This window comes from Mycobacterium sp. NGS67, assembly GCF_059812185.1.
The window spans coordinates 92,612-113,906 of the sequence record NZ_JCALCF010000010.1; the positions used below are offsets into that span (position 1 = coordinate 92,612).

The 21,295-nt window shown below is 66.8% G+C and carries 21 protein-coding genes, 1 tRNA gene and 1 riboswitch; of the genes, 7 read left to right on the top strand and 15 right to left on the bottom strand.

Going from position 1 to position 21,295, the window contains the following annotated elements; translation table 11 throughout:
- Positions 1-7 precede the first annotated feature (7 nt).
- Complete coding sequence (locus tag AC5Y4D_RS11810) at positions 8-823, top strand: class I SAM-dependent methyltransferase (RefSeq protein WP_499945679.1); 816 nt, start codon at positions 8-10, stop codon at positions 821-823.
- Here AC5Y4D_RS11810 and AC5Y4D_RS11815 read toward each other — a convergent pair.
- The gene (locus AC5Y4D_RS11815) at positions 812-2,554 is read right to left on the bottom strand and encodes an ABC transporter ATP-binding protein (RefSeq protein ID WP_500037214.1); all 1,743 of its coding nucleotides are present in this window, start codon (positions 2,552-2,554) and stop codon (positions 812-814) included. The genes AC5Y4D_RS11810 and AC5Y4D_RS11815 overlap by 12 nt on opposite strands.
- A complete protein-coding gene (locus AC5Y4D_RS11820; RefSeq protein WP_500037215.1) occupies positions 2,551-4,323 on the bottom strand; it encodes an ABC transporter ATP-binding protein in 1,773 nt (590 codons plus the stop codon). Before AC5Y4D_RS11820 ends, AC5Y4D_RS11815 begins: the two co-directional genes overlap by 4 nt.
- A gap of 204 nt (positions 4,324-4,527) precedes the next feature.
- Positions 4,528-4,707, top strand: a riboswitch (cobalamin riboswitch).
- Positions 4,708-4,790: 83 nt separating this feature from the next.
- On the opposite strand from AC5Y4D_RS11820, the gene AC5Y4D_RS11825 reads away from it, so the two are divergent.
- Complete coding sequence (locus AC5Y4D_RS11825) at positions 4,791-6,377, top strand: PPE family protein (RefSeq protein ID WP_500037216.1); 1,587 nt, start codon at positions 4,791-4,793, stop codon at positions 6,375-6,377.
- Positions 6,365-7,780: a PE-PPE domain-containing protein gene (locus tag AC5Y4D_RS11830; RefSeq protein WP_500037217.1), complete on the top strand. Its 1,416-nt coding sequence runs from the start codon at positions 6,365-6,367 to the stop codon at positions 7,778-7,780. The genes AC5Y4D_RS11825 and AC5Y4D_RS11830 overlap by 13 nt, the downstream gene beginning before the upstream one ends.
- Here the strand turns inward: AC5Y4D_RS11830 and AC5Y4D_RS11835 are convergent.
- Entirely contained in the window at positions 7,701-8,699 is a 999-nt protein-coding gene (locus tag AC5Y4D_RS11835) for a cobalamin biosynthesis protein (RefSeq protein ID WP_500037218.1), read from the bottom strand. The two genes, AC5Y4D_RS11830 and AC5Y4D_RS11835, sit on opposite strands and share 80 nt — an antisense overlap.
- Positions 8,700-8,868: 169 nt before the next feature.
- Between AC5Y4D_RS11835 and AC5Y4D_RS11840 the strand changes: the two genes are divergently transcribed.
- On the top strand, positions 8,869-9,684 hold the full coding sequence (locus AC5Y4D_RS11840; RefSeq protein WP_499945414.1) for an oxygenase MpaB family protein: 816 nt from the start codon (positions 8,869-8,871) through the stop codon (positions 9,682-9,684).
- 5 nt (positions 9,685-9,689) lie between these two features.
- On the opposite strand, the gene AC5Y4D_RS11845 is transcribed toward AC5Y4D_RS11840, so the two are convergent.
- From AC5Y4D_RS11845 to AC5Y4D_RS11870, 6 genes are all read right to left on the bottom strand, one after another.
- Positions 9,690-10,814 carry an epoxide hydrolase family protein gene (locus tag AC5Y4D_RS11845; RefSeq protein ID WP_499990372.1) on the bottom strand — a complete coding sequence of 375 codons (1,125 nt, stop codon included), beginning with the start codon at positions 10,812-10,814 and terminating at the stop codon, positions 9,690-9,692.
- Complete coding sequence (locus AC5Y4D_RS11850; protein WP_499945412.1) at positions 10,815-10,997, bottom strand: hypothetical protein; 183 nt, start codon at positions 10,995-10,997, stop codon at positions 10,815-10,817.
- A 41-nt stretch (positions 10,998-11,038) separates the two neighbouring features.
- Positions 11,039-12,550, bottom strand: a complete 1,512-nt coding sequence (locus AC5Y4D_RS11855) for a GMC family oxidoreductase (RefSeq protein WP_499990373.1) — start codon at positions 12,548-12,550, stop codon at positions 11,039-11,041.
- A 118-nt stretch (positions 12,551-12,668) separates the two neighbouring features.
- On the bottom strand, positions 12,669-12,920 hold the full coding sequence (locus AC5Y4D_RS11860) for a hypothetical protein (RefSeq protein ID WP_499945410.1): 252 nt from the start codon (positions 12,918-12,920) through the stop codon (positions 12,669-12,671).
- A 37-nt stretch (positions 12,921-12,957) separates the two neighbouring features.
- Positions 12,958-14,127, bottom strand: coding sequence for a zinc-dependent alcohol dehydrogenase (locus AC5Y4D_RS11865; RefSeq protein ID WP_499990376.1), 1,170 nt, complete (start codon positions 14,125-14,127; stop codon positions 12,958-12,960).
- 13 nt (positions 14,128-14,140) lie between these two features.
- Positions 14,141-14,635, bottom strand: a complete 495-nt coding sequence (locus tag AC5Y4D_RS11870) for an SRPBCC family protein (protein ID WP_499990377.1) — start codon at positions 14,633-14,635, stop codon at positions 14,141-14,143.
- Positions 14,636-14,789: 154 nt separating this feature from the next.
- Here AC5Y4D_RS11870 and AC5Y4D_RS11875 point away from each other — a divergent pair, with 154 nt between their 5' ends.
- Positions 14,790-15,107, top strand: a complete 318-nt coding sequence (locus AC5Y4D_RS11875) for a hypothetical protein (protein WP_500037219.1) — start codon at positions 14,790-14,792, stop codon at positions 15,105-15,107.
- A 30-nt stretch (positions 15,108-15,137) separates the two neighbouring features.
- On the opposite strand, the gene AC5Y4D_RS11880 is transcribed toward AC5Y4D_RS11875, so the two are convergent.
- The 3 genes from AC5Y4D_RS11880 to AC5Y4D_RS11890 form a co-directional block, all read right to left on the bottom strand.
- Positions 15,138-15,470: a hypothetical protein gene (locus tag AC5Y4D_RS11880; protein WP_500037220.1), complete on the bottom strand. Its 333-nt coding sequence runs from the start codon at positions 15,468-15,470 to the stop codon at positions 15,138-15,140.
- 184 nt (positions 15,471-15,654) lie between these two features.
- Entirely contained in the window at positions 15,655-16,710 is a 1,056-nt protein-coding gene (locus tag AC5Y4D_RS11885) for an IS630 family transposase (protein WP_500037221.1), read from the bottom strand.
- Positions 16,711-16,734: 24 nt separating this feature from the next.
- Positions 16,735-17,406, bottom strand: coding sequence for a TSUP family transporter (locus AC5Y4D_RS11890; RefSeq protein WP_500037222.1), 672 nt, complete (start codon positions 17,404-17,406; stop codon positions 16,735-16,737).
- A 130-nt stretch (positions 17,407-17,536) separates the two neighbouring features.
- Between AC5Y4D_RS11890 and AC5Y4D_RS11895 the strand changes: the two genes are divergently transcribed.
- A complete protein-coding gene (locus AC5Y4D_RS11895) occupies positions 17,537-18,286 on the top strand; it encodes an adenosylcobinamide amidohydrolase (RefSeq protein ID WP_500037223.1) in 750 nt (249 codons plus the stop codon).
- Between the two features lie 59 nt (positions 18,287-18,345).
- Here the strand turns inward: AC5Y4D_RS11895 and AC5Y4D_RS11900 are convergent, their stop codons facing one another.
- Together AC5Y4D_RS11900 and AC5Y4D_RS11905 are read right to left on the bottom strand one after the other, a co-directional pair.
- Complete coding sequence (locus AC5Y4D_RS11900; RefSeq protein ID WP_500037224.1) at positions 18,346-19,368, bottom strand: DUF429 domain-containing protein; 1,023 nt, start codon at positions 19,366-19,368, stop codon at positions 18,346-18,348.
- Positions 19,369-19,411: 43 nt separating this feature from the next.
- Positions 19,412-20,155: a vWA domain-containing protein gene (locus tag AC5Y4D_RS11905; RefSeq protein ID WP_500037225.1), complete on the bottom strand. Its 744-nt coding sequence runs from the start codon at positions 20,153-20,155 to the stop codon at positions 19,412-19,414.
- An 86-nt stretch (positions 20,156-20,241) separates the two neighbouring features.
- On the opposite strand from AC5Y4D_RS11905, the gene AC5Y4D_RS11910 reads away from it, so the two are divergent.
- Positions 20,242-21,015 (top strand): NUDIX hydrolase, encoded by a 774-nt coding sequence (locus tag AC5Y4D_RS11910; protein ID WP_500037226.1) that lies wholly within the window; start codon positions 20,242-20,244, stop codon positions 21,013-21,015.
- A 197-nt stretch (positions 21,016-21,212) separates the two neighbouring features.
- On the opposite strand, the gene AC5Y4D_RS11915 is transcribed toward AC5Y4D_RS11910, so the two are convergent.
- Positions 21,213-21,284: transfer RNA gene (locus AC5Y4D_RS11915), tRNA-Val, on the bottom strand.
- Between the last annotated feature and the right edge of the window lie 11 nt (positions 21,285-21,295).

Genomic DNA, 21,295 nt, shown 5'->3' on the forward strand with positions numbered 1-21,295 from the left:
CGGCGCGATGAGTAAGACCGCTCCCGGCCTGGGCGACATCCAAGAGACACTGCTGATTCCGCTGTACGCGCGAGCGTGCGACGCGGCGTCGCGTCGTCCGGTGCTCGGTGACCAGCGGGCGCGCGAACTCGTCGCCGCGATCGACTACGACTTCAGCGGATTCGGCGGATCGTCGCTGTCCGGATCGGTGTATCGATCCTCGATCTTCGACGGTTGGGTGGCCCAATTCCTGCGCGAGCACCCGGCGGGCACCGTGGTCGAACTGGGCACCGGGCTGAACACCAGGTTCGACCGCCTCGACAACGGCAGCGTCCACTGGTTCGACATCGACCTTCCCGACAGCATCGCGTTGCGCCGCAGATTTTTTCGCGACAGCGACCGCTACCGGATGCTGGCCGGTTCGGTGCTCGACAGCGACTGGTTCGACACGGTCGCCGCCGCTGCGGGACCCTACCTGTTCCTGAGCGAAGCCGTGTTGATCTACCTCGACGGCGACGAGGTGCGTCGCGCTGTTGCCGAACTGTCCCAACGGTTTCCGGGCGCGCAGTTGGCTTTCGACACCGCGGGCGAACGCATGGTCGGCAACCAGGACCGCAACAAGTCGCTGGCGCAGGTGAAGGCGCGGCTGCAATGGGTCTGTGACGACCCCGGCGGCATCGAGGGTCTCGAACTGCTCGACACGCGAACACTGGCCAAACCCCAGCCCGCCGTCGCCCAAACCTGGCCCCCGCTACGGCGTTACGGGATGCCGGTCCTGGCCCGGCTGATCCCTGCGATGGTCGACACTTATAAGTTCAACCTGTTCCGGCTCTCACCGCGTTAGTTGCCAACCGCGGGCGCGCAATCGTTGCGCCCAGAACCGGGCATAGGTGCCGCCGGCGGACAGCAACTCCTCGTGGCGGCCGCGCGCGGTGATGCGGCCGTCTTCGAGGACCAGGATCTGGTCGGCGTCCATCACCGTCGAAAGTCGATGTGCGACAACGACAATTGTCCGGTCCCGAGCCAATTCCCGGATCGCCGCCGCGACCGCGGCTTCGTTGACCGCGTCGAGCGCGGCAGTGGCCTCGTCCAGCAGCACGATGGGCGCGCTCTTCAGCAGCGCACGCGCCAGGGCCGCCCGCTGCCGCTCCCCGCCCGACAGTGCCGATCCCGCCTCGCCGACGCGCGCCTCCCAGCCACCGGGCAACCGCAGGATCACCTCGTCCAGGCGCGCGATCGCGGCCACGCGATCCAACTCGGCCGCGCTGGCTTCTGGATCGGCCATCCGCAGGTTCTCGGCGATGGTGGCGTCGAACAGGTAGGCGTCTTCGAAGACGTGTGCGGTCAGGTGGGCGACCGTACCGGTGCCCAGTTCACGCACGTCGCGGCCGCCGATCGAAATGCTGCCGTCGTCGACGTCGAAGAAGCGGCCGATCAACCGCAGCAGCGTGGTCTTTCCGGCCCCGGACGGCCCGACGATCGCGGTGAGGCTGCCCGCGGGAATGCGGGCGTTCACACCACGAATCACCTCGACACCGTCGTAGCCGAAACGGACGTCCCGCAATTCGATGCCGGTGCCGGCAGGTGCCGCACCTTGCTCGGGTTCGGGCAGCGGCCGCACCGCCAGCAAGTCGCGCACCCGGACGATCGCGTCGGCGGTGACCTGGACATGGCCGGCAAGGTCGCCAAGCTGAGACAACGGGTCGATCATCCGCAGCGTGACGATCAGCAGACCGATCATGGTGGGCAGGGCGACGTCGCCGCGCAGCGTCAGAACGACGGTCAGCGCCACCACCGCGGTGACGACCAGTTGCATGGTGCCGAAGCACCCGATCAGACCCCACGCTCCGCGGATCGTGAGCCGGGATTGCGAGCGTTGTTGCCGGACAAGGGAATCCTCGATCGTGCCGAGTTCGCGGTGGCTCAACACGCCGTAGGCGCGCAGCGTGGGTTGCAGCCGGGCGTATTCGACGATCCGGGACGCGGTGACGCCGATGTCGTGCTCGTACTGGTCGTCGTTGCGGTGCACGACCGACATGAACATCCGCAACGACAGCACACACAGCACCGCGCCGAGCGTCAATGCCAACCCGATCCGCCAGTCGCTCAGGTAACTACCGAGGATCAGCGTGACCGGCGCACTCACGCCGACGACCAGGTACCGCAGCAGGTGTGCCGGGAAATCGGCGAGATCCGTCGCATCCTTGGCGACCAGACGCCCGATGGGCCCGGTCCGGTCGGCACCGAACCAGCCGATCGGCAACGCGGCCAGATGGTTTCCGATCCGATCGTGGAAATTGGTCAGCACGTCGGTGCCGACGCGATAGCCCAGCGAAGTGCTCCAGGCCAGCAACCCGTGATGGGCGACCACGGTCACGCAGATGGCCGCGATCCAGAACCACAGATCGCCCCCGCGCACCGGTCGTTCGAAGAGGACGCCGAGCAACGGAACCACGAACAGGAAACCCAGACCTTGCAGCACTCCCTGCACGGCTTGCACGACGAGCATGGTGCGCAGCTGCCGGCGGCCGCGGTCATCGAGCAGGTCGAACAGGTAACGGATGATCGTGCTCATCGCCGCGCCTCCAACTGCTCGGCGACACCACGTTCTGCCTCGCGTTCCCGTCTCCACAGTTGTGCATAGATTCCGTTGTGCCCCAACAATTCCGGGTGGCTGCCGGTTTCGGCAATGCGGCCGCCGTCGAGGACGACGATGGTGTCGGCGCCTCGGACGGTGCTGAGCCGGTGCGCGATCACCAGCACCGTCCGGTCCGCGGCGACCGCGCTCAGCGCGTCTTGGATCCGGGCCTCGTTTTCCGGGTCGGCGCTGGCGGTGGCTTCGTCGAGGACCAGGATCGGGCGGTCGGCCAGGATCGCGCGGGCGATACAGACGCGCTGCCGTTCACCACCCGAGAGCGCAGCGTCCTCGCCGACCACCGAATCGAATCCGCGCGGCAACATCTCGATCCTGGACAAGATCTGCGCCCGGCGGGCGGCCTCCCGCACGGCTTGATCGTCGGCGTCGGGACGGCCCAACCGGATATTGTCGCGAATACTCATGGCCGACAACAGGTGCGAGTCCTGAAAGACAAACGCGACGTGCCGATACAACGTCGCCGGGTCGATCCGGCGCAGGTCGACCCCGTACAGCTCGACCGCCCCGTCGCACGGATCGTCGAACCGCGGCAACAGCTTGGCCAGGGTGGACTTTCCGGAACCGGACGGACCCACCAGCGCGGTGATCGTGCCCCGCTCGAGACAGAGATCGATCCCGCTCAAGGCGACCGTGTCGCCGTAGGTGACGCGCACCCCGCGCAGCCGCACCACCGGGCCCGGTGTCGCGGGATCGAGTTCGGCCGGGCGGTGCGGCACCGGAAGTTCCGCAGTCCCAAGCATTTCCCGGATCTCGCGGGACACCTGCAACCCGGTGACCAACGGGTGTATCGACATCAGCAACGTCATCCAGTTCGACGTGATGACGGTGCCGAAGACGGCGAATGCGATGAAGTTCTGCAGCGGGAGGTCGCCGTTGGCGGTCAAGATCCCGCCGGTCGTCGCGACCGCGAGCAGGATGCTGGGCGGTGACAGCAGGATTTCGGCGGTGACGCTGGCCACGCTGGTGGATTTGGCCCAGTCGAGGAAGAAGTGCGCGAACGCGCGGGACACTTCCTGGAACCGACGACTTGCCGCGCCCGGCGTGCCGAAGGCTTTCACCACACCGATGCCGTTCACGAACTCCACGGCCGCGCTGTTGAGCCGCCTCAACCAGTCCATGTACTCCGGATACTTGGTTCCCGCACTGGCCGCCGCGCGCTGATACGCCGCCAGCCCGGCGCACACCGGTAGCAGCGTTACCAGCGCCATCCGCCAGTCCACGACGAACAGGTACCCGAAGGCCACCACGGGCGGCACCGCCGCCGCACTGACTTCCACGATCGAATGGGCCACGAGCCGATGCAGGGCCGCGACGTCGTCCTCGACGGCCTTCTTGACGATCCCGGAGTTGCGCTCGCCGAACCAGCCGAGCGGCACCCGACTCAACTTGGCCAGCAACTCCCGACGGATCCGGAACGACACCCGGATGTCGGCCAGATGTGTCATCACCCCGGCGGCCAGGACACCCAATTGCTTTGCCGCCAGCGCGATGACCGCCACCACCACGATCGGCCAGACGTCGGTGTTCCCCGCGAGGAGACGCCGGCTCACCTCTACGACGACGAACAGTGGTGCCATGCCGGCCAGTGCGCTGATCGCCGCCAGTAGCGCGCACGCGACAAGTGTTGGCCGAGCCGACCGCAGGATCGCCGGAGGGCGCCCGGGCCCCGCTGGACTGTCTCGTCGCACGCTTTTCCTCCGTCGCAAACTCTCGTGCTGCCGACCCGCGCAATACTGCTACGCCGAACACCAGCACCGAGCGGCGGCCGACTACATGCAAATTATTCGCAGGATTGTGGCAAATTGCCCGCCAAGCTGGCCCGCCAGGTTTATGGTCGGGGGAACAGGTGCTCTGCGGGGGTGACTTTGATTCTGCGAAGTGCGATCCGCCGGCCGACTCAAGTGCGACAATGTCGCCTGTACGGCGATGATGATGCAGGAAGCCGGTGCGAATCCGGCGCGGTCCCGCCACTGTCATCGGGGAGCGACCCTCACAAGCCACGGCCATTGGCTGGAAGGCGAGGCGAGCGGTGATCCGAGAGCCAGGACACTCACGTCATCGCATCCTGCTAACCCGGGGCGGAGCACCCCGGAGAGAGCTGGTGCCTCATGATGCGGCACGCCTGCGGTCGGTCCAGCGCTCGGCCTAGCCGCCGATGACGGTCTGGATGGGTTCCCCGCCGGAACTGCACTCGACGTTGCTGTCGAGCGGTCCGGGGCCGGGTCCACTCTTGGCTGCGGCCGCGGCGTGGAGCACGCTGAGCACCGAGTACGCCCAAGTGGCCGACGAGTTGACCGCGCTGTTGAGCGGGGTGCGCGGCGGCGCCTGGGAGGGCCAGAGCGCCGAGTCGTATGTGGCCGCCCACGCGCCCTACCTGGCCTGGCTGGTGCAGGCCGGCGCGGACAGCGCCGCGACCGCCGCCCGGCACGAGGCCGCGGCTACCGCCTACACCGCGGCCCTGGCCGCCATGCCTACGCTGGGCGAATTGGCAGCCAACCATGCCGTCCACGGCGTATTGGTGGCGACGAACTTCTTCGGGATCAACACCATCCCGATCACGCTGAACGAGGCCGACTACGTGCGAATGTGGATTCAGGCCGCCACCACCATGAGCGCTTATGAAGGGGTCTCGGCTGCGGCGGTGGCCGCGTCGCCGGACGCGACCGCGGCACCACAGATCGTCAAAGCAGAACCGGCCGCAGCAGCCGGAGATCCTTTTTCGACGATCACAGATTTCCTTGCCGCCGTGGAGCGAGTCTTCAACACCGTCGGCGGCGACAGTGGCGACCTGGTCTCGTATATCTTCAGCGTCCCCCCGGGCACCGACCCGATGACGTGGTTCGTCACCAAGATCGCCGACCTGTCGTCGCCGGTGAGCGGCTATCCCGCGCTGATGCAGGGACTGCTCAATGCGGCCGGTGACAACCCGCTGTTGCTGCTCGCGGCCTACGCCTTCGGTGGTGTGGCGATCGGCTACGACCTGTCCATCCAGGTCATCCAGTTTCTGGTCACCTTCCCACTGCTGGCGGCCGGACTGAGTCCGCTGCTGGTCGGCCCCACCCTCCTCGGCACCGGTGGCGCGCTGGGTATCGCCGAGGTAGCCCTCCATGTGCACGCGGGCATGGAATCAGTCCCGGGTCCCACCGACGTGCTTGCCGCGAACCCCGCCACCATGCCGGGTCCGGTTGCGACGGTGGCCGTTTCGAGCCCGGCCGTACCGGCGCAGGTTGTCGCGCCGGCCGCCCCGGTACCGGCTGCGGCTCCGATCGCATCGAGCGTTGCGGGCGCATCGCCACCGCCGGGTGCCGGTCCCGGGCAGTTTCCCTATCTCAGCGGCACGGGCAGGATGGATTCCGCGGCCGGCACCCGAACTGTCGTCAAGAAGAGGGCTTCGCGGCCGGACGTCGCGGCGGCCCCGGCCGCGGCAGCGGCTTCCGCAGCGGACAAAGCGCGGGAACGCCGTAAGCGGCGTGCCAAGGTCGACGTGAAGGGTCGCGGCTACGAATACATGGACCTCGAGCCCGTTTCCGACCCCGACGCCGCCGTCAGCTCCGATCGCGGCGCAGGTCCGCTGGGGTTCGTGGGAGCCACCCGGCGGACGGCCGGTGGTGAAGCCGCGGGGCTGGCCACGCTCACCGGTGACGCGTTCGGTGGCGGTCCGCGCGAGCCACTGATGCCCAGCACCTGGGCGCCGGACGAGTCGGGGTGCGCCGAGAAACAGGAGGGCATGTGTCAGCGCTGACCGTCGAACCCGACCTCTTGCGTTCGGCGGCAATGAATCTGGCGAGGATTCAGTCGTCGCTGGCGGAGGTGCAGGCGGCCGCCGCCAGTCCCACCACCGGATTGATTGCTGCCGCCGCCGACGAGGTGTCGACCCGGGTCGCGGCACTGTTCGCCGAGTTCGGCCAGCAGTATCAGGCGCTCAGCGCTGAGATCGCCGGGGTGCACCAACTGTTCGTTCGAACCTTGAGCACGGCGGCCGGCTCCTACCTGGCCGTCGAGGCATGGAACGCATCGGCACTCAACAGCGTTGCGCCGGAAGCTATTTCGGCACTCGCAGGCGTGAACACCCTGATCATGGGCGGCACCGGCAACCCGGTTCCGAATCCCGCTTACGTGATGAACATCTACCACACCTACATCGCGCCCATTGCTCCCACCGCCATCCCGACGGGTTTGACCACCCCGGAGCAGGGGTGGCCCCTGACCGGGCTGGGCAGCCTCACCTTCGACACGTCGATCGCGCGCGGTGTCGAGATATTGCGGCAGGCCGTCGCCGCTCAACCGCCGGGCACCCAGACCATCGTGTTCGGCTTTTCCCAAAGCGCCACCGTCGTGACCAATTACCTCAACGGCATCGCCGACGGTTCCATACCGGCACCCAACCCGGCCGATCTGAGGTTCGTCCTGGCCGGCAACCCCAACAATCCCAACGGTGGTCTCTACGAGCGCTTCACCGGTCTGTACATTCCGGGCTTCAACCAGACCTTCGGCGGAGCGACGCCGAACCTGGCCTACCCCACCGACATCCACACCATCCAGTACGACGGCTTCGCCCACTTCCCGCGCTACCCGCTGAACCTGTTGGCGTCCGCCAATGCCATCGCCGGCCTGTACTACGGGCACTTGAGCCCCACGCCCGCATACGAATACCTGACGCCGGCACAGCTCGCGTCGGCGATCGTCGCGCCGGTTTCCCCCGGGTCCACCGGCAGCACAACGTATTACCTGATTCCCAGCCAGGACCTACCGCTGCTGAGGCCGCTGAACTTGCCGCAGCCGCTGCTCAACCTGATCCAGCCGAATCTGCGGGTACTGGTAGATCTCGGCTACGGCGACATCGGCGGAGTGCACTCCGAATACGCGGATCTCCCCACCCCGGCGAGCCTGTTCCCGCTAATCGATCCGTTCGCCGTCGGGACCTATCTGCTGCAGGGCACCGCGCAAGGCGTGCAGGCCAACCTGGTGTGGGCCGGGTTGCTTCCGCCCTCGGCCATGCCGAACGCCTACCCGTTCGTGCCGTCGCCGGATCCGGGGCTCACGCTCAACTGGGGCCAGCCCAGTGTCACCGGAATCTCGTTGCTGACCAATGGGATCGGCTCGTTGCTGCGCGCTCTCCCCATCCCGCCACTCGGGGGTGGATGAGCGCGGCAACGCCGACCGCGACCAGGGTGGCCACCGCCTGCACTGCCCGCGACAGGGTCACCGCGCGGCGCAGGTCGGCCACGGTGGGTGGGCGGCCGTCGCCCAGCGTTGGCCGGATCTGCAGCTCGTGGTGGTACTGGGTGGGTCCGCCCAGCCGCACCCCCAGCGCACCGGCGAACGCCGCCTCGACGACGCCGGCGTTCGGACTGGGATGGCTGGCGGCGTCGCGCCGCCAGGCGCGCAACGCACCGAGCGCAGATCCGCCTACCAAGGGCGCGCAGATCATCACCGATCCGGCCGTCACCCGGGCGCCCACGACGTTGACGATGTCGTCCAATCGGGCTGCGGCCCAACCGAATCGGATATACCGCGGGGAGCGGTAGCCGATCATCGCGTCCAGAGTGTTCGCCGCGCGATAACCCAGCACCGCCGGAGCGCCGCCGGCCGCCGCCCACAGCAGCGGCGCAACCTGCGCGTCGGAAGTGTTCTCGGCCACCGATTCCAGCGCCGCGCGGGCCAGACCGTCCCGGTCCAGCACAGCCGGATCGCGACCGCACAACGAGGGAAGCAACGCGCGTGCGGACGCCATGTCACCGGACTCCAGCAGATCTGCCATCCGAGAACCGGTGTGCGCCAACGAAGATCCACCCAGGGAAACCCAGGTAGCCACTGCGGTCGCCGCGACCGGGCCGGTCCTGCGCTGCAGCACCACGCCCAGTAACACCGCCGCGCCCACCAGCACCCCGACATGCACTGCCCCGGCTGCCCGCGCGTCGCGGTAAGTGAGCCGTTCCAGGTTCGCAGCGGCCGTGCCGAACAGCGCCACCGGGTGTCCCCGCCGCGGGTCGCCCACCGCCAGATCGGCCAGATAACCCGTCAACACGCCGACGCTTCGAGCCGAATTCGGTGACACGAACACCTCGGCAGCGTCTCACACGACCCGGCCGGCGCTGCTAAAGCGAAGCGATCAGATCAGCCATGCCTCAACAAGCGCCCGCTATGACTCGCTCTAACCTCCGCCGCGCCGAGATTCTCGGCGCACCAAGCACCCGAACATGATGTACTCGACTCATGGGTAAGGATCCGCGATGAAGCGGCCCGTAACCAGGGTCGCCGACCTGTTGAACCCGGCGGCGACGTTGCTGCCCGCCGCGAACGTCATCATGCAGTTGTCGTTGCCGGGTGTCGGCTACGGCGTGCTGGAAAGCCCGGTAGACAGCGGCAATGTCTACAAGCACCCGTTCAAACGGGCGCGGACCACCGGCACCTACCTCGCCGTGGCGACCATCGGGACCGAATCCGACCGCAAGCTGATCCGCGACGCCGTGGACACCGCGCACCGGCAGGTTCGTTCGACGGCGTCCAGCCCGGTGTCCTACAACGCCTTCGACCCCAAATTGCAGCTCTGGGTCGCCGCCTGTCTGTACCGCTATTTCGTCGAGCAGCACGAGTACCTGCACGGCCCGCTCGACGACGCGAGCTCGGACGTGGTGTTCCAGGACGCCAAGCGGCTGGCCACCACACTGCAGGTGCCCGAGCGCATGTGGCCCGCCGACCGGGTCGCGTTCGACGAATACTGGAAGCGTTCCCTCGACGAACTGCGCATCGACCCGCCGGTGCGCGAGCACCTGCGCGGGGTGGCTTCGATGGCGTTCATGCCGTGGCCGGTGCGGATGCTGGCCGGACCGTTCAATCTGTTCGCGACGACGGGATTCCTGGCGCCGGAGTTCCGGGCGATGATGCGGCTGGACTGGTCGGAATCTCAACAGCGGCGATTCGAATGGCTGCTGGCGGCGCTGCGGTTGGCCGACCGGCTGATCCCGCACCGCGTCTGGATCCTGGGATACGAGCTGTATCTGTGGGACATGAGATCTCGGGCGCGACGGGGTCGCAGGATCGTCTGATCCCGTCAGCGCACCGTCGCGAAGAACTTCCGGAGGTCTTCGACGAACAACTCCGGCTGTTCGAACGCGGCGAAATGCCCGCCGCGCGGCATCGTCGTCCAGTGCGTCAGGTTGAAGTTCGGCTCACACCACGAGCGCGGCGCGCGCAGCACTTCTTTCGGGAAAGCCGCTACGCCCGTAGGCAATTCGACCCGCGAATTGTCCCCCCACACTTTGTAGCTCTCCCAGTACAGCCGCGCCGAGGACGCGCCGCTGCCGGTCACCCAATACATCATCACGTTGTCCAGCAACTCATCCCGCGTCAACACGTTCTCGGGGTGTCCGTCGCAGTCCATCCACGCCCAGAACTTCTCGACAATCCAGGCGAGTTGGCCCACCGGCGAATCCACCAGCCCGTAGCCCAGCGTTTGCGGTCGGGTGGACTGCTGCTTGGAATAGCCGGTCCCCGATTTGCGGTGCTCGGCAAGCGCGGCCATCGCCGCCTGCTCCTCCGGTGTCGGGTTGGCCAGCGTTTCCTTCGTCGGCGTGCCGAGCGGCATGTTCAGATGGATCCCCGCGCAGTTCCCGCCGTTGCGGCCGATCTGGGTGGTGACCGCCGCGCCCCAGTCGCCGCCTTGGGCGCCGTAACGGTCATAGCCCAGGCGACCCATCAGCTCCTCCCACACCTGCGCGATCTTCTGCACGCCCCAGCCCGTGCGGCCCGGCTTCCCGGAGAAGCCGTACCCCGGCAGCGACGGGCACACCACGTGGAAGGCGTCCTCGGCGCGGCCGCCGTGCGCGGTGGGATCGGTCAGCGGCTCGATCACCTTGTGGAACTCCACGACCGAGCCCGGCCAGCCGTGGGTGATCACCAACGGGAAAGCATCATCGTGAGGCGAGCGCTGATGGATGAAATGAATGTCCAGACCGTCGAACTGGTCGACGAACTGGTCGAACCGGTTCAGCGCCGCCTCCCGGACGCGCCAGTCGTAGTCAGCGGCCCAGTAGGCGGCCAGGTCGCGGGTGTAGCGCAACGGGACGCCCTGGCTCCAGTCGTCCACGCATTCGGCGTCCGGCCATCTGGTGCGCGCCAGCCGCGACTGCAGATCCTCCAGGACGTCGTCGGGCACGTCGATGCGAAACGGCTTCACCTACTTCTGCGCGTCCTTGATCAGCGTGCTGATCTGCTCGAGCAGCTGACGCATGTCGGCGCGCATGGCGTCCACCGCCGCGTAGAGGTCCGCCTTCGTCGCCGGTTGCTGGTCGGCCGACAACGGCCGCACCGGCGGCCCCGAGGTCTGCCTGTTGCTCTGAGAGCCAGAGAGGTCGCTCACGCCCACGACCTTGCCACACCGCGTCAGACGCGTCCAAGACATCAAGCGGGGGCGAGCAGAAAATCGGCACACCGTTCACCGATCATGATCGACGGCGCGTTGGTGTTGGCCCGCGGAATCCGCGGCAGCGCTGACGCATCGGCGACCCGTAACCCCGCCACACCCCGCACCCGCAACTGCTCGTCGAGCGCGCTGTCGGGCTCAGAACCCATCGCGACGCTGCAGGCCGGGTGCGCGGTGGTGATCACGGTCTGTCTGATGCACGCTTCGAGGTCCGCGGCCGGTCCGGGTAACACCTCCCGGTCGACGGCGGAGGCGAGCGGCTCGGTGGAGACGATCTCCCGCGACCGCTGCACCGCCCGGATCATCGCCTCCATGTCAGCGCGCTCGCGGAGCAGGTTGAGCCGGATAGCCGGCGGCCGGTCCGGATCGGCGGAGCGGATCAGCACGCTGCCGCGGCTCTGCGGGGTCCAGTAGGAGTGGATCACCGTCAACGACGGCGGGAAGGCGGCGGTCTTGATGTCGGCCAGCGCGTCGCCCGGGGTGATCACCAACTGAAAGTCGCAGGCCGGCAGATCGGGCATGGACCGGATGTGGGCGACCGCCTCGCACCCGTTGCTCGACAGCTTGCCTGTCCGGTGTAACAGCCACTGCAGCAACCACTTTGGATTGGCCGCGTCGGCCAGCCCGATATATCCGGGGGCCAGCCGCCAAATGCCGAACATGTTGGGATGGTCGGACAGGCCTTGCCCGACGTTCGGGCTGTCCACCTGTGGTGTGATCCCGACGGCACGCAGGTGATCGGCGGGTCCGATGCCCGAAAGTTGCAGCAATTGCGGGGTGCCGAATGCCCCCGCGCTCAGCACGACCTCTTGATCGGCGAAAACCTGCTGCACTCGCCGATTGCAACGGAACTCGACACCGACCGCGCGTCCGTTGCGGATGATCAACCGAAGGACGGTGGCCTTCTTCGCGATACTCAGATTCCGCTGCCCCCGCAGATATGCCCGTGCCGTCGTCCAGCGCTGCCCGTTGTAGATGGTGACCGGGCTGATGGTCGCCCCGTCGAGACCCGGTCCGCTCACGTCGTCATCCGCGGCGACGCCCGCCGCCCGCGCCGCAGCGACAAACCGGCGGGACACTTCGTCGGGCTCGGTCACCCGGGTGACGCGCATCGGCCCGTGCTCGATGCGAGCGAAGACCGGCGCCACGTCGTCCCACGTCCAGCCCGGAAGTTGCCACCCGTCGTAGTCGAGGTCGCTGCCCTTGACCCACAACATCGCGTTCATCGCGCTGGTGCCACCGAGCACCCGGCCGCGGGGTTGCTGGATGCGCCGGTCCGCGCACGCCGGCTCCGGCTCGGTTTCGTACGCCCAGTCCAGTGCGGTGCCCATCTGCCGCGGAAACGCCAGGGGCGCACGCACTGTCAGCTTCCGGTCCGAGCCGCCGGCCTCGATGAGCAGCACGGTCGCCGAGGATTCATCGGCGAGGCGTCCGGCGACCGCGCACCCGGCCGATCCGGCTCCGACCACGATGAAGTCATACGCGGCCATGCAGGAACGCCCGATTGCCGTACCGATCCAGCGACACGAACTCTTCGAGTGGCTCAGTGGTTCCTGCTGAGTCATGCCCTGATCTCAGCAACGCGCCGGCGAACAGGCAACCCCCCTGTCAGCCGCCCAAGTTGCGCACCGCCGTGTCGAGTTCCTCAGCCCGCTCAGCGAGTTCGCGGTCCGACAACTCCGCATCGCCCACGCCCTGCAGCACCTCGGCGCGCGTCGCGACCTGCAACGCGCCGCGGTAATCCGGCGATTCCAGTTCGGCCGGTGTCTTCACTTCGACCCGACCTTCGATGAGAACCAGTGCAGCGTCTGCGTCCTCGGCGTCGAGCAGGCGCCGGACGTCGTCAGCCTCGATTGTCATGCCACCAGCTATGCCCGCTGCGTAGCGCTCTAACCCCCTACGGCCGCATCGCCACCCGGATGCAGTTGTCCTCTTTGTTCTTGAACAGGTCGTAGGCGCGCACCCCTTCTTCGAGGGGCAGGTCATGGGTGATCAGCTTGGCGGGATCCAGATCACCCTGTTCGACGTAGTCGAACAACCGAGCGATGTAGCGCTGGCCGTGTTGCTGCGAGGTCTTCAGGGTCAGGCCCTTGTTGGTCAGCACACCCATCGGGAACTTGTCGGTCACTCCGTACACCCCGAGCACCGAGACCACCCCACCCTTGCGGCAGGCCAGGATCGCCTGCCGCAAGGCGGTGGCGCGGTCGGTCTCCAGCCGCAGCAGTTGCTTGGCCTTGTCGTAGAGCTGCTGGACCCCGGTGCCGTGTCCTTCCATGCCGACCGCGTCGATGCACGCATCCGGACCCCGCCCACCGGTCATCTCCCGCAGCGTCTCGTGCACGCTGTCCACGGCGGTGTAGTCGATGGTCTCCAGTTCGAATCCGTTGCGCGCCAATTGGAGTCGTTCCGGGATCCGGTCGATCACGATCGCCCGGTCGGCGCCGAGCAGCAGCGCACTGCGGGCCGCCATCAGACCCACTCCCCCGGCGCCGAAGACCGCGACGGTGTCACCGCCGGAGATGTCGCAGAAGTCCGCGCCCATGAAACCGGTAGGGACGGCGTCGGACAGGAACAGCGCCTGCTCGTCGGTGATGTCCCCGGGGATGGCAAAGCAGTTCGCGTCGCCGAACGGCACCCGCACGTACTGGGCATGCGAACCGGCGTAACCGCCGAACGGGTGCGTGTAGCCATAGATTCCGCCCGACGGGTAGCCGAGCAGCGGCTGTTGCAGTTCGGCGTTCGGGTTGGTGGTGTCGCAGCAGGCATACAACTCGTGCTCGCAGTACCAGCATCTGTCGCAGGCGATGAACGACGGCACCACCACCCGCTCACCCACTTTGGTGTCGCGCACCTCCGAGCCCGTCTCGACCACCACTCCCATGAATTCGTGGCCGAAGACGTCGCCCTGGCGCATGCCGGGCAGGTAGCCGTCGATGAAATGCAGGTCCGAGCCGCATGTGGTCGTCAGCCGGACCTGGACGATCACGTCGTGTGGGTTGAGGATCTTGGGATCGTCGACCGTCTCCACCGACAGGTCGTTGACGCCGTTCCAGCACAGTGCGCGCACGATGAACCTTTCCTTACCGCGCGGAGTTCCGCGCGCTGGGGTTGGACTGGAGGGTCGGCACCTCGCCGGTCTGCAGCAGGGCGCGCACCCGGTAGAGGACCTTGTATGCCGCCGCCCCGGACAGCAGGCCCGGCGCCGGCGTCTTGACTCGCAGCGTGACCTCGGTGCCCAGATCCCGTGGCGCGGCTTGCCAGCTCACCACGAGTTCGTTGTCGTCGGCGGTACCGACGTAGCGGATCCGGCCGGGCTCGACGACCAGCCGGGATTCCCAGCTGACGTCCGGCTGGTCCTGCAGACGCCAGCGGTAGCGATCTTCTCCCCCGGGTTCGACGTCCGCGATGTCACCGAGCACGACGGACAGCTGGTCGGTGTCACGCCAGAAGTGTTCGACACGTTCGACGGGTGCCGCGATGGTCACCGTCTGCGCCGTCGCTTTGGGTTGCTGCATGTCGACAACCTTGCTGACTGCGCTCAGCACTTGGTTTTTTGCACTGTCCAGATAACTCACGGGGCGCTCCTTCGTCGGGCCTGCGATACCCGCCTTTGCGGTCGGCAAACGCCGACGAGATGAGTCATTCCTGAAATGAGGCGCGCTGCGCTTGCCGCTGCACCAGCGCTGATCCCGCGCTGCGGGACCGGTTGCGGGAACTTATCGTTGGGTGATGCGGATTCTGGCGCCGACAGCGATGTCCCTACTGCTGTTCGGCCTCATCGGCTGTCCGGTTGCCGAAGCGGACGCGACGTTCGGGCCGGGCACCTACGCGGTGCCCGGGCAGGTTCCGCACGGCGTCTACACCGCCCGCGTCGAGGTGCGCGATCCCGCGGTGCAGCAGTGCACGTTCAGCACGTGGACCGGCGACTGGACGTTTCTCACCGGAGACAGCGTGGGGCCGGGACAAACGCTGACCGCGGACCTCTCGGCGCCTGCGGTCGGGCACTTCATCACGCATGGCTGCACCCCTTGGACCAAAGGGCGCTAAGCGCCGCCAGAACCCCGGTCGGGTCCCGGGTTATTCCTCGTCCGCGGCCTGTCGGTCCTCGGCCGCGGCGGCACGGTCGGCCGCGGCCGCCTGGCGGTGCCGCTCGGCTGCCGCGTGATGCTTGTCGGGATCTCCCACACCGGCGTGCGCGGCGTCCTCGTGGACCTGCGCGGCTCGTTCGTGCACCTGCGCCGACTCGTCGTGTCGTTCGGCCGTTTTGCGGTGCGCGAGGGCGGCCCGCTCATGGGCCTCGTCGGCCCGCTGCGCGGCCTGCTCGACGTCACGTTCGGTGACAGGTTGGTTGTGCTCCAACTGGAAATGCCGCTGGCGTAGCTCTTGGGCCCGGTCTGCCGCGTCTGCCATCTGGTCAATGTACGACCGGGAGGGTCGATATGGAGAGTTGCACGTTTGGTTCACCGGGAGCTTTGAACGACGTACAGCACCGCTGCACCGACAGCCAACGTTCCCAACAGACGTCGGAGCGCACCTTCGGATACCCACGGTTGCAACCGGGCACCGGCGTACCCGCCCAGCAGTCCACCTAGTGTCACGCGTCTGAATTTGGTTTACGGGTGTGGGGCATGATTTCGTCTGCGGTCTTGGTCCACACGAATGGGTGGCAGCGTTGGTTCCAGCCGTCGATGAATGCACCGATGGCTGCGGTGAGTTCTTTGACGCTGTTAAATGAGCCGCGGCGGATCGCCTGGCGGGTGATGATCGAGAAGAACACCTCGACCAGGTTCAGCCAGGACCCCGACGTCGGGGTGAAATGCAGTGTCACACGCGGATTCTTGGCCAACCATGCGTTGATGTCGGCGTGCTTGTGGGTGTGGTAGTTGTCGCACACCACATGCAACCGCCGCCGCGGGTAGGCCCGCGCTACCGCCTTGAGGAAGTCGAGAAACTCGGCTTTGCCGTGCCGCTCATAGCAGCGGTCGGTCACTTTTCCCGTCGCGATCTCCAAGGCGGCGAACAAGGTGGCGGTGCCGTTGCGCTGATAGTCATGGGTCGCCTTCTCTGGCAGTCCCGGACGCATCGGCAGGATCGGCTGGGTCCGATTGAGTGCTTGAATCTGGCTCTTTTCATCCACGCACAACACGATCGCGTTGTCCGGCGGGTTCAGATACAGGCCCACCACGTCACCGACCTTGGCCTCCAGTTCGGGGTCGGTGGAGAACTTGAACGTCTCCCGGCGCCATGGCTTGACCCCGTAACGTCGCCACGCCCGGGCCACCGTGGCATCCCCGACGCCAAGGTGCTTACCCAACAGTCGACTCGACCAGTGCGTTACCGCCAACGATTCCGGTGGCGGATCCAGTGTGGCCGCTAGAATCGCCGCGTCATCGACGGTCTTGGGCCGCCCACTACGCGGCTCGTCGGCAAGGCCGTCCATGCCGAACGCCGCGAACCGATCCCGCCACTTGATCACCGTCGGCCGCGACACTCTCATCTGCCGCGCCGCACCCGAGGTGCCCGCGCCATCAGCCACCGCCAACACGATCCGCGCCCGCTCGACACGCCCCGCGGACACCGTCGAGGACCGAGTCCACGACTCCAACGTCATGCGGTCTTCAGGGCTGATCACCAGTACGGATGAGGGCATACACCGATCATCCCACACTGTAAACTAATTAATGACGCACGACACTAGGCCTGCGGCGATGCCGAGGGTCCAGTCGGGAGCGATGTCGTGTCCCGGGGCGATCACGGACAACACGGTGTAGGTGGCGGCACCCGCTATCGACGTGACGAACGTCGAAACCAGTGCGGCCGGGGCAACTTCGGCAAGGGGCGCGCCGCGGCCCACCAGGATGGGGCTGAGCAACGAGCCTCCGCCGATACCGTAGATGCCGCCGACGACGCCCACACCGAGTGCGAGCGTGACGACGAAATTGTTCGACGGCCCCGGGCGCGCCCCCACGGGTAGAGACGAAGCGCGCTGCAGCCACAACCACACCCCTAACGGGAAGAGCAGCGCGGCGGCGAACAGTCTGAACGTCTGCTGGTCTGGAACCAACAACACCCGCAACACGGCGCCAACGACGACACCGGGCAGCGTACCGAGCAGCATCAAACGGGTCAGCGAACTACCCAGCGGCGCCACCCGCGCATACCGGGCCAGCGCTCCCGGGATGGAGATGACGTTGAACAGAAGGTTCGTCGGGGTCACGGCGGGATTGGGCACACCGAGGGGGCTCATCTGCAATGGCAGTAGAAACACTGCGCCTGACACTCCGACGGGTGTGGTCAAGACTGCGACGACGACGCCCGCGCCGAACCCGACGAGCGCCTCATCCACCGGCCAACTATGACAAGCGTCCGTCCGAAATGCGCACGCGGTGGGCCGACGATGTGTTGACGTCGCGCTGGGCCGATCCGACGAGGTGCCCGACGTTCGCGACGTTGCACCCCCACACGAGGATGGGACCATGCATCCCAAGTTGACGGCGCGGGTGGAACAAGCTCGGCAGATCCCGGTCCTGCTGTGGCAATTTGCCGAGCCTCGACTGTGCATCTCTTCCGGACCGCTCGGCGGCGGCATCAGCGCCCGGGACTGGGTGGTGAACGCCACCGTCCCGCTGGATTACGACCGGACCGATCCGGACGGTCACCTCACCGAGATCGGTACCGCGCTGGGCCTCGTCGGGACGGGCTGCGGGTTGCTCACCGCCGTCGACGTGACCCGCCACCACCTCGCCGCGGACGGCGGAGTGCATGCCTCCGCAACCGTCGGGCTCTCCAACCCGGCCTGGGCGGCCGCGCCCGACGGGGACTTCCGCCGCGAATTACCGTCCGGCGTGCAAACGACGCTGTTCCCCGACTACCAGTCCGTCGAGTACCGACCATTCACCAACGGCTACCAGGTGGGCACGATCAACATCGTGGTCGCGGTGCCGGCACGGCTGTCGACGGCCGCCCTGGTCAACGCGGTGGCCACCGCCACCGAAGCGAAGGTGCAGGCGTTGTACGAGACCGGGGTACGGGCCACCGGAACCGCCTCGGACGCGATCGTCGTGCATTGCCCGACGGACGGGGCTGCGGAGGCATACGGCGGACCGCGCTCGACATTCGGCGCCCGGATCGCACGAGCGGTGCACGCTGCGGTACGTGCCGGCGCCCGGTCCTGGATCTCAGAACCGCCCGGGCGGCACCGTGATCCGTGGACTCTGATGCCGTAGCGCTGGCGTCAAGGACCGTGCCGACTCGCGTTCATGTCGCGGCGTCGGCTGTCTGTCGCTCATTGCGGAGTGAATCCGTATGTCGCATCGAACCATTCGATGAAACCGAGAGTATTCCCCCATTGCTGAGCGATTCGTTGATGGAGTGCCTTTGCATCGTGACCAGGGACGAATTTGTTGGGTTTGCTGACGGGCTGCCCACATCCGCAGGGGCAAGTTGGCAGCACTGGTTTGGCCGCGTCCGAGCCGTCGATGTCGTCGGAGCGGTGAGCTTGTGATTGCGCGGCCGCGCCGGTCTCGTCGCGCGGACTCTGTCGGCGGTCGGCTTTCAGGTCGGGCGGAAGAGCCGGCGTGACGATGTAGCCGTTGTCGGGAAAGTTGCCGAACGTGGCGACTTGGTCACGTCGGCGGTTGCACAGCATCGCCACGTAAGCGCACATGACCGAGTCGAGCTGGTCTTCCGCACGATCCAATTGGATTGGCCGAGTGGCCATCTCGACGGAACGACGTAAAGTCATCCAACTGCTGTGACCGATTACCTGCATCGGCAGCGGCGCGCTAGCCAAACTCTCGATGTGATCGATCAGTCTGAGCATTTCGCTCCGCCGAGCAAGGGTTCGCTCCACGGCATTCGCCCCGCGACCGCGCTTGTATTTCAAGGTGCATCCCAACCTGAACAACACCACAATCGCGGGGTGTGGGTAGACCTCGATTGCGCGTCGCGGCGCGCTCGACATCGGATCGATGTCGAGCTTCAGCTTTTGAGTCAGCACGGCGCCACGAGGCGGATCGAACATGCCAGACGGGTGCGACTTATACGCCGGGCGCGGGCCGGCCTGGAACGCCCGAAACTGCTTGTCTAATTCGGCCTCCGCGAGTCGACGGCCGAATTCGTTGGTGACCAGCAAGGGTGCATCGATGGCAACCAAGCAGTCGCCCACAACGTAAGGCGCTACGGCAGAAAGGATTTGGTCGTCCGTTACCACTGAGGTGAGTAATTGCAGCTGGCCCGCGTCGTTGACAACCGCGATACCGGTGCGGCTGACAGCACCCCATGCGAGGTCCAAACCTACGAAATACACAGCGACAGCATGCCTTTTGCGTTGCCCTGCAAGCGCTTCAAGGTCATCGACGGGCGCCCTCTTCCTCACCTTCCTTGACTCCGCCCCAGAAGTCGTCGGCGTCGGCGAGCCGGGTACTGCGGGACTTGCCGCGCCATTCCCGCACCGACCGGTTCAACCCACGATGGGTGGTCAGCACGCCCGTCGGTGAGGCGGTGTAGTTGGACGTGTTGCCCGCACCCACGCCGATCGCCGAACCGGTGGCGTAACTGTCCTGATTGGCGCCCAGGAAGACGAAGGTCCATCCGGCCTTCCGCAGACCCGCGATGCGTTTGTGGATCGCCCGGTCCGTCCAGCGCCGGCTGGCGTTCTCAAGGCCGTCGGTGAAGATGACCACGAGTTGATCGGCCGGATCGGCGCCCGAACGCTTCAGGTGCGCCTCGGCACGGTCCAGCAACAACGCGACCGCATCGTATAGCGGCGTCATCCCACGCGGGCTGAACCGTCCGGCGATCGACTCGACCCGGTCGAGTGGTTGGGCGTCGACAAGCACGTCGTGGATGTCCTCGCCGTCGAACTGGACCAGCGTCATCGTCGCTTCGCCCTTCTCTTTGCGCTGCTCGGCGATGAACTCGTCGTAGCCCTGCACGACGTATTCGGCGATCGTGTTCATCGATCCGGACCGGTCCAGCAGGAACCAGATGTCCGCGCGTGAGGCTTCTTCCGCCGACTGCTGCGCAAGCAGGGCCTCCAATTTCGCGATCCGCGCAAGCAGTTCGTTTACGTCTGTGTCTGCGTGATTTGTCATGGCGCTCCCCTCGTCGGTCCGGTATTTGTCTGCATGACTATAACAGTTAATTGTCATTCTGACAAATATCTGCCTACGATGCCTACATGGACAGACCAGAGCACCGCGCACCGGAGGGCTACGACACCTCGGCCTACCCGTCCTTCGCGGTGACTGTCGACATCGTGATCCTGACCATGCGGGAAGGCCGTCTGCACGTGCTGTTGGTGCAGCGCGGCGGCGAGCCGTATGCCGGCATGTGGGCGCTGCCCGGCGGGTTCAAACGGCCCGGCGAGACTCTCGACGACGCGGCGTGGCGGGAATTGCGTGAAGAGACCGGTGTGATCGCACCCAAACACCTGGCGCAGTTCGGCGCCTACGGCGATCCCGGGCGCGACCCGCGCACCAATGTGGTCACCGTGGCGTACCTCGCGGTGACGCCGGACCCGGGCGAGCTGCGCGCCGGCACCGATGCGGCTGCGGCCCGCTTATGGCCGGTCACCGACGCGGTGCGGAATCTCCCGCTGGCCTTCGACCATCACCGGATCCTGTCCGACGCGGTAGACCGGGCGGCTGAACAGCTCGAGCAGACCAACTTGGCGACGGCGTTCGTCGGCGAGACGTTCGCGCTGTCGGAACTGCAGAACGTGTACGAGGAGCTGTGGCAGACCGAGATCGATCCGGCCAATTTCCGTCGCAGCCTTACCACTTCGTCGCCGACGGTCGCGAACCCGGACAACTACGTCGAGCCGACCGGTGAGCGGGCCAAAGCGAGCCCGCGCGGCGGCCGGCCACCGGAATTGTTCCGCGCCGGTGGCGCGTGGCACAGTCAGCCGCCGGTGCGGCGTCCGCGCCGACCACGAGACCTCCCTGACGCTTGAGAGTCGGCCCCGCCGAAAAGCTTTGTGTCTGAGTCGCTATCGACGGCAGATCTGCGAGACATCCTCCGGCTGAGCGCAATTAAGCGCGGAAGCCGTCCAATCCGCTTGCCTGGGACAAGCGAAGCCGCGAGCAAGCGCGTCGAAGCCAACCTGATCGAAGGTCTCGTGCAGACCGACTGATCGAGCGACTCGGAAAGTGGGCGCGGACGGTATCGAACCGCCGACCGCTGGTGTGTAAAACCAGAGCTCTACCACTGAGCTACGCGCCCTATGCCCCGGC

Coding starts and splice junctions, on each gene's coding strand:
- AC5Y4D_RS11875 (WP_500037219.1), top strand. CDS start 14,790: ATGCGGATTCTGGCGCCGACAGCGATGTCCCTACTGCTGTTCGGCCTC.
- AC5Y4D_RS11815 (WP_500037214.1), bottom strand. CDS start 2,554: ATGAGCACGATCATCCGTTACCTGTTCGACCTGCTCGATGACCGCGGC.
- AC5Y4D_RS11825 (WP_500037216.1), top strand. CDS start 4,791: ATGACGGTCTGGATGGGTTCCCCGCCGGAACTGCACTCGACGTTGCTG.
- AC5Y4D_RS11905 (WP_500037225.1), bottom strand. CDS start 20,155: ATGACAAATCACGCAGACACAGACGTAAACGAACTGCTTGCGCGGATC.
- AC5Y4D_RS11855 (WP_499990373.1), bottom strand. CDS start 12,550: ATGGCCGCGTATGACTTCATCGTGGTCGGAGCCGGATCGGCCGGGTGC.
- AC5Y4D_RS11895 (WP_500037223.1), top strand. CDS start 17,537: ATGCATCCCAAGTTGACGGCGCGGGTGGAACAAGCTCGGCAGATCCCG.
- AC5Y4D_RS11840 (WP_499945414.1), top strand. CDS start 8,869: ATGAAGCGGCCCGTAACCAGGGTCGCCGACCTGTTGAACCCGGCGGCG.
- AC5Y4D_RS11880 (WP_500037220.1), bottom strand. CDS start 15,470: ATGGCAGACGCGGCAGACCGGGCCCAAGAGCTACGCCAGCGGCATTTC.
- AC5Y4D_RS11910 (WP_500037226.1), top strand. CDS start 20,242: ATGGACAGACCAGAGCACCGCGCACCGGAGGGCTACGACACCTCGGCC.
- AC5Y4D_RS11810 (WP_499945679.1), top strand. CDS start 8: ATGAGTAAGACCGCTCCCGGCCTGGGCGACATCCAAGAGACACTGCTG.
- AC5Y4D_RS11885 (WP_500037221.1), bottom strand. CDS start 16,710: ATGCCCTCATCCGTACTGGTGATCAGCCCTGAAGACCGCATGACGTTG.
- AC5Y4D_RS11860 (WP_499945410.1), bottom strand. CDS start 12,920: ATGACAATCGAGGCTGACGACGTCCGGCGCCTGCTCGACGCCGAGGAC.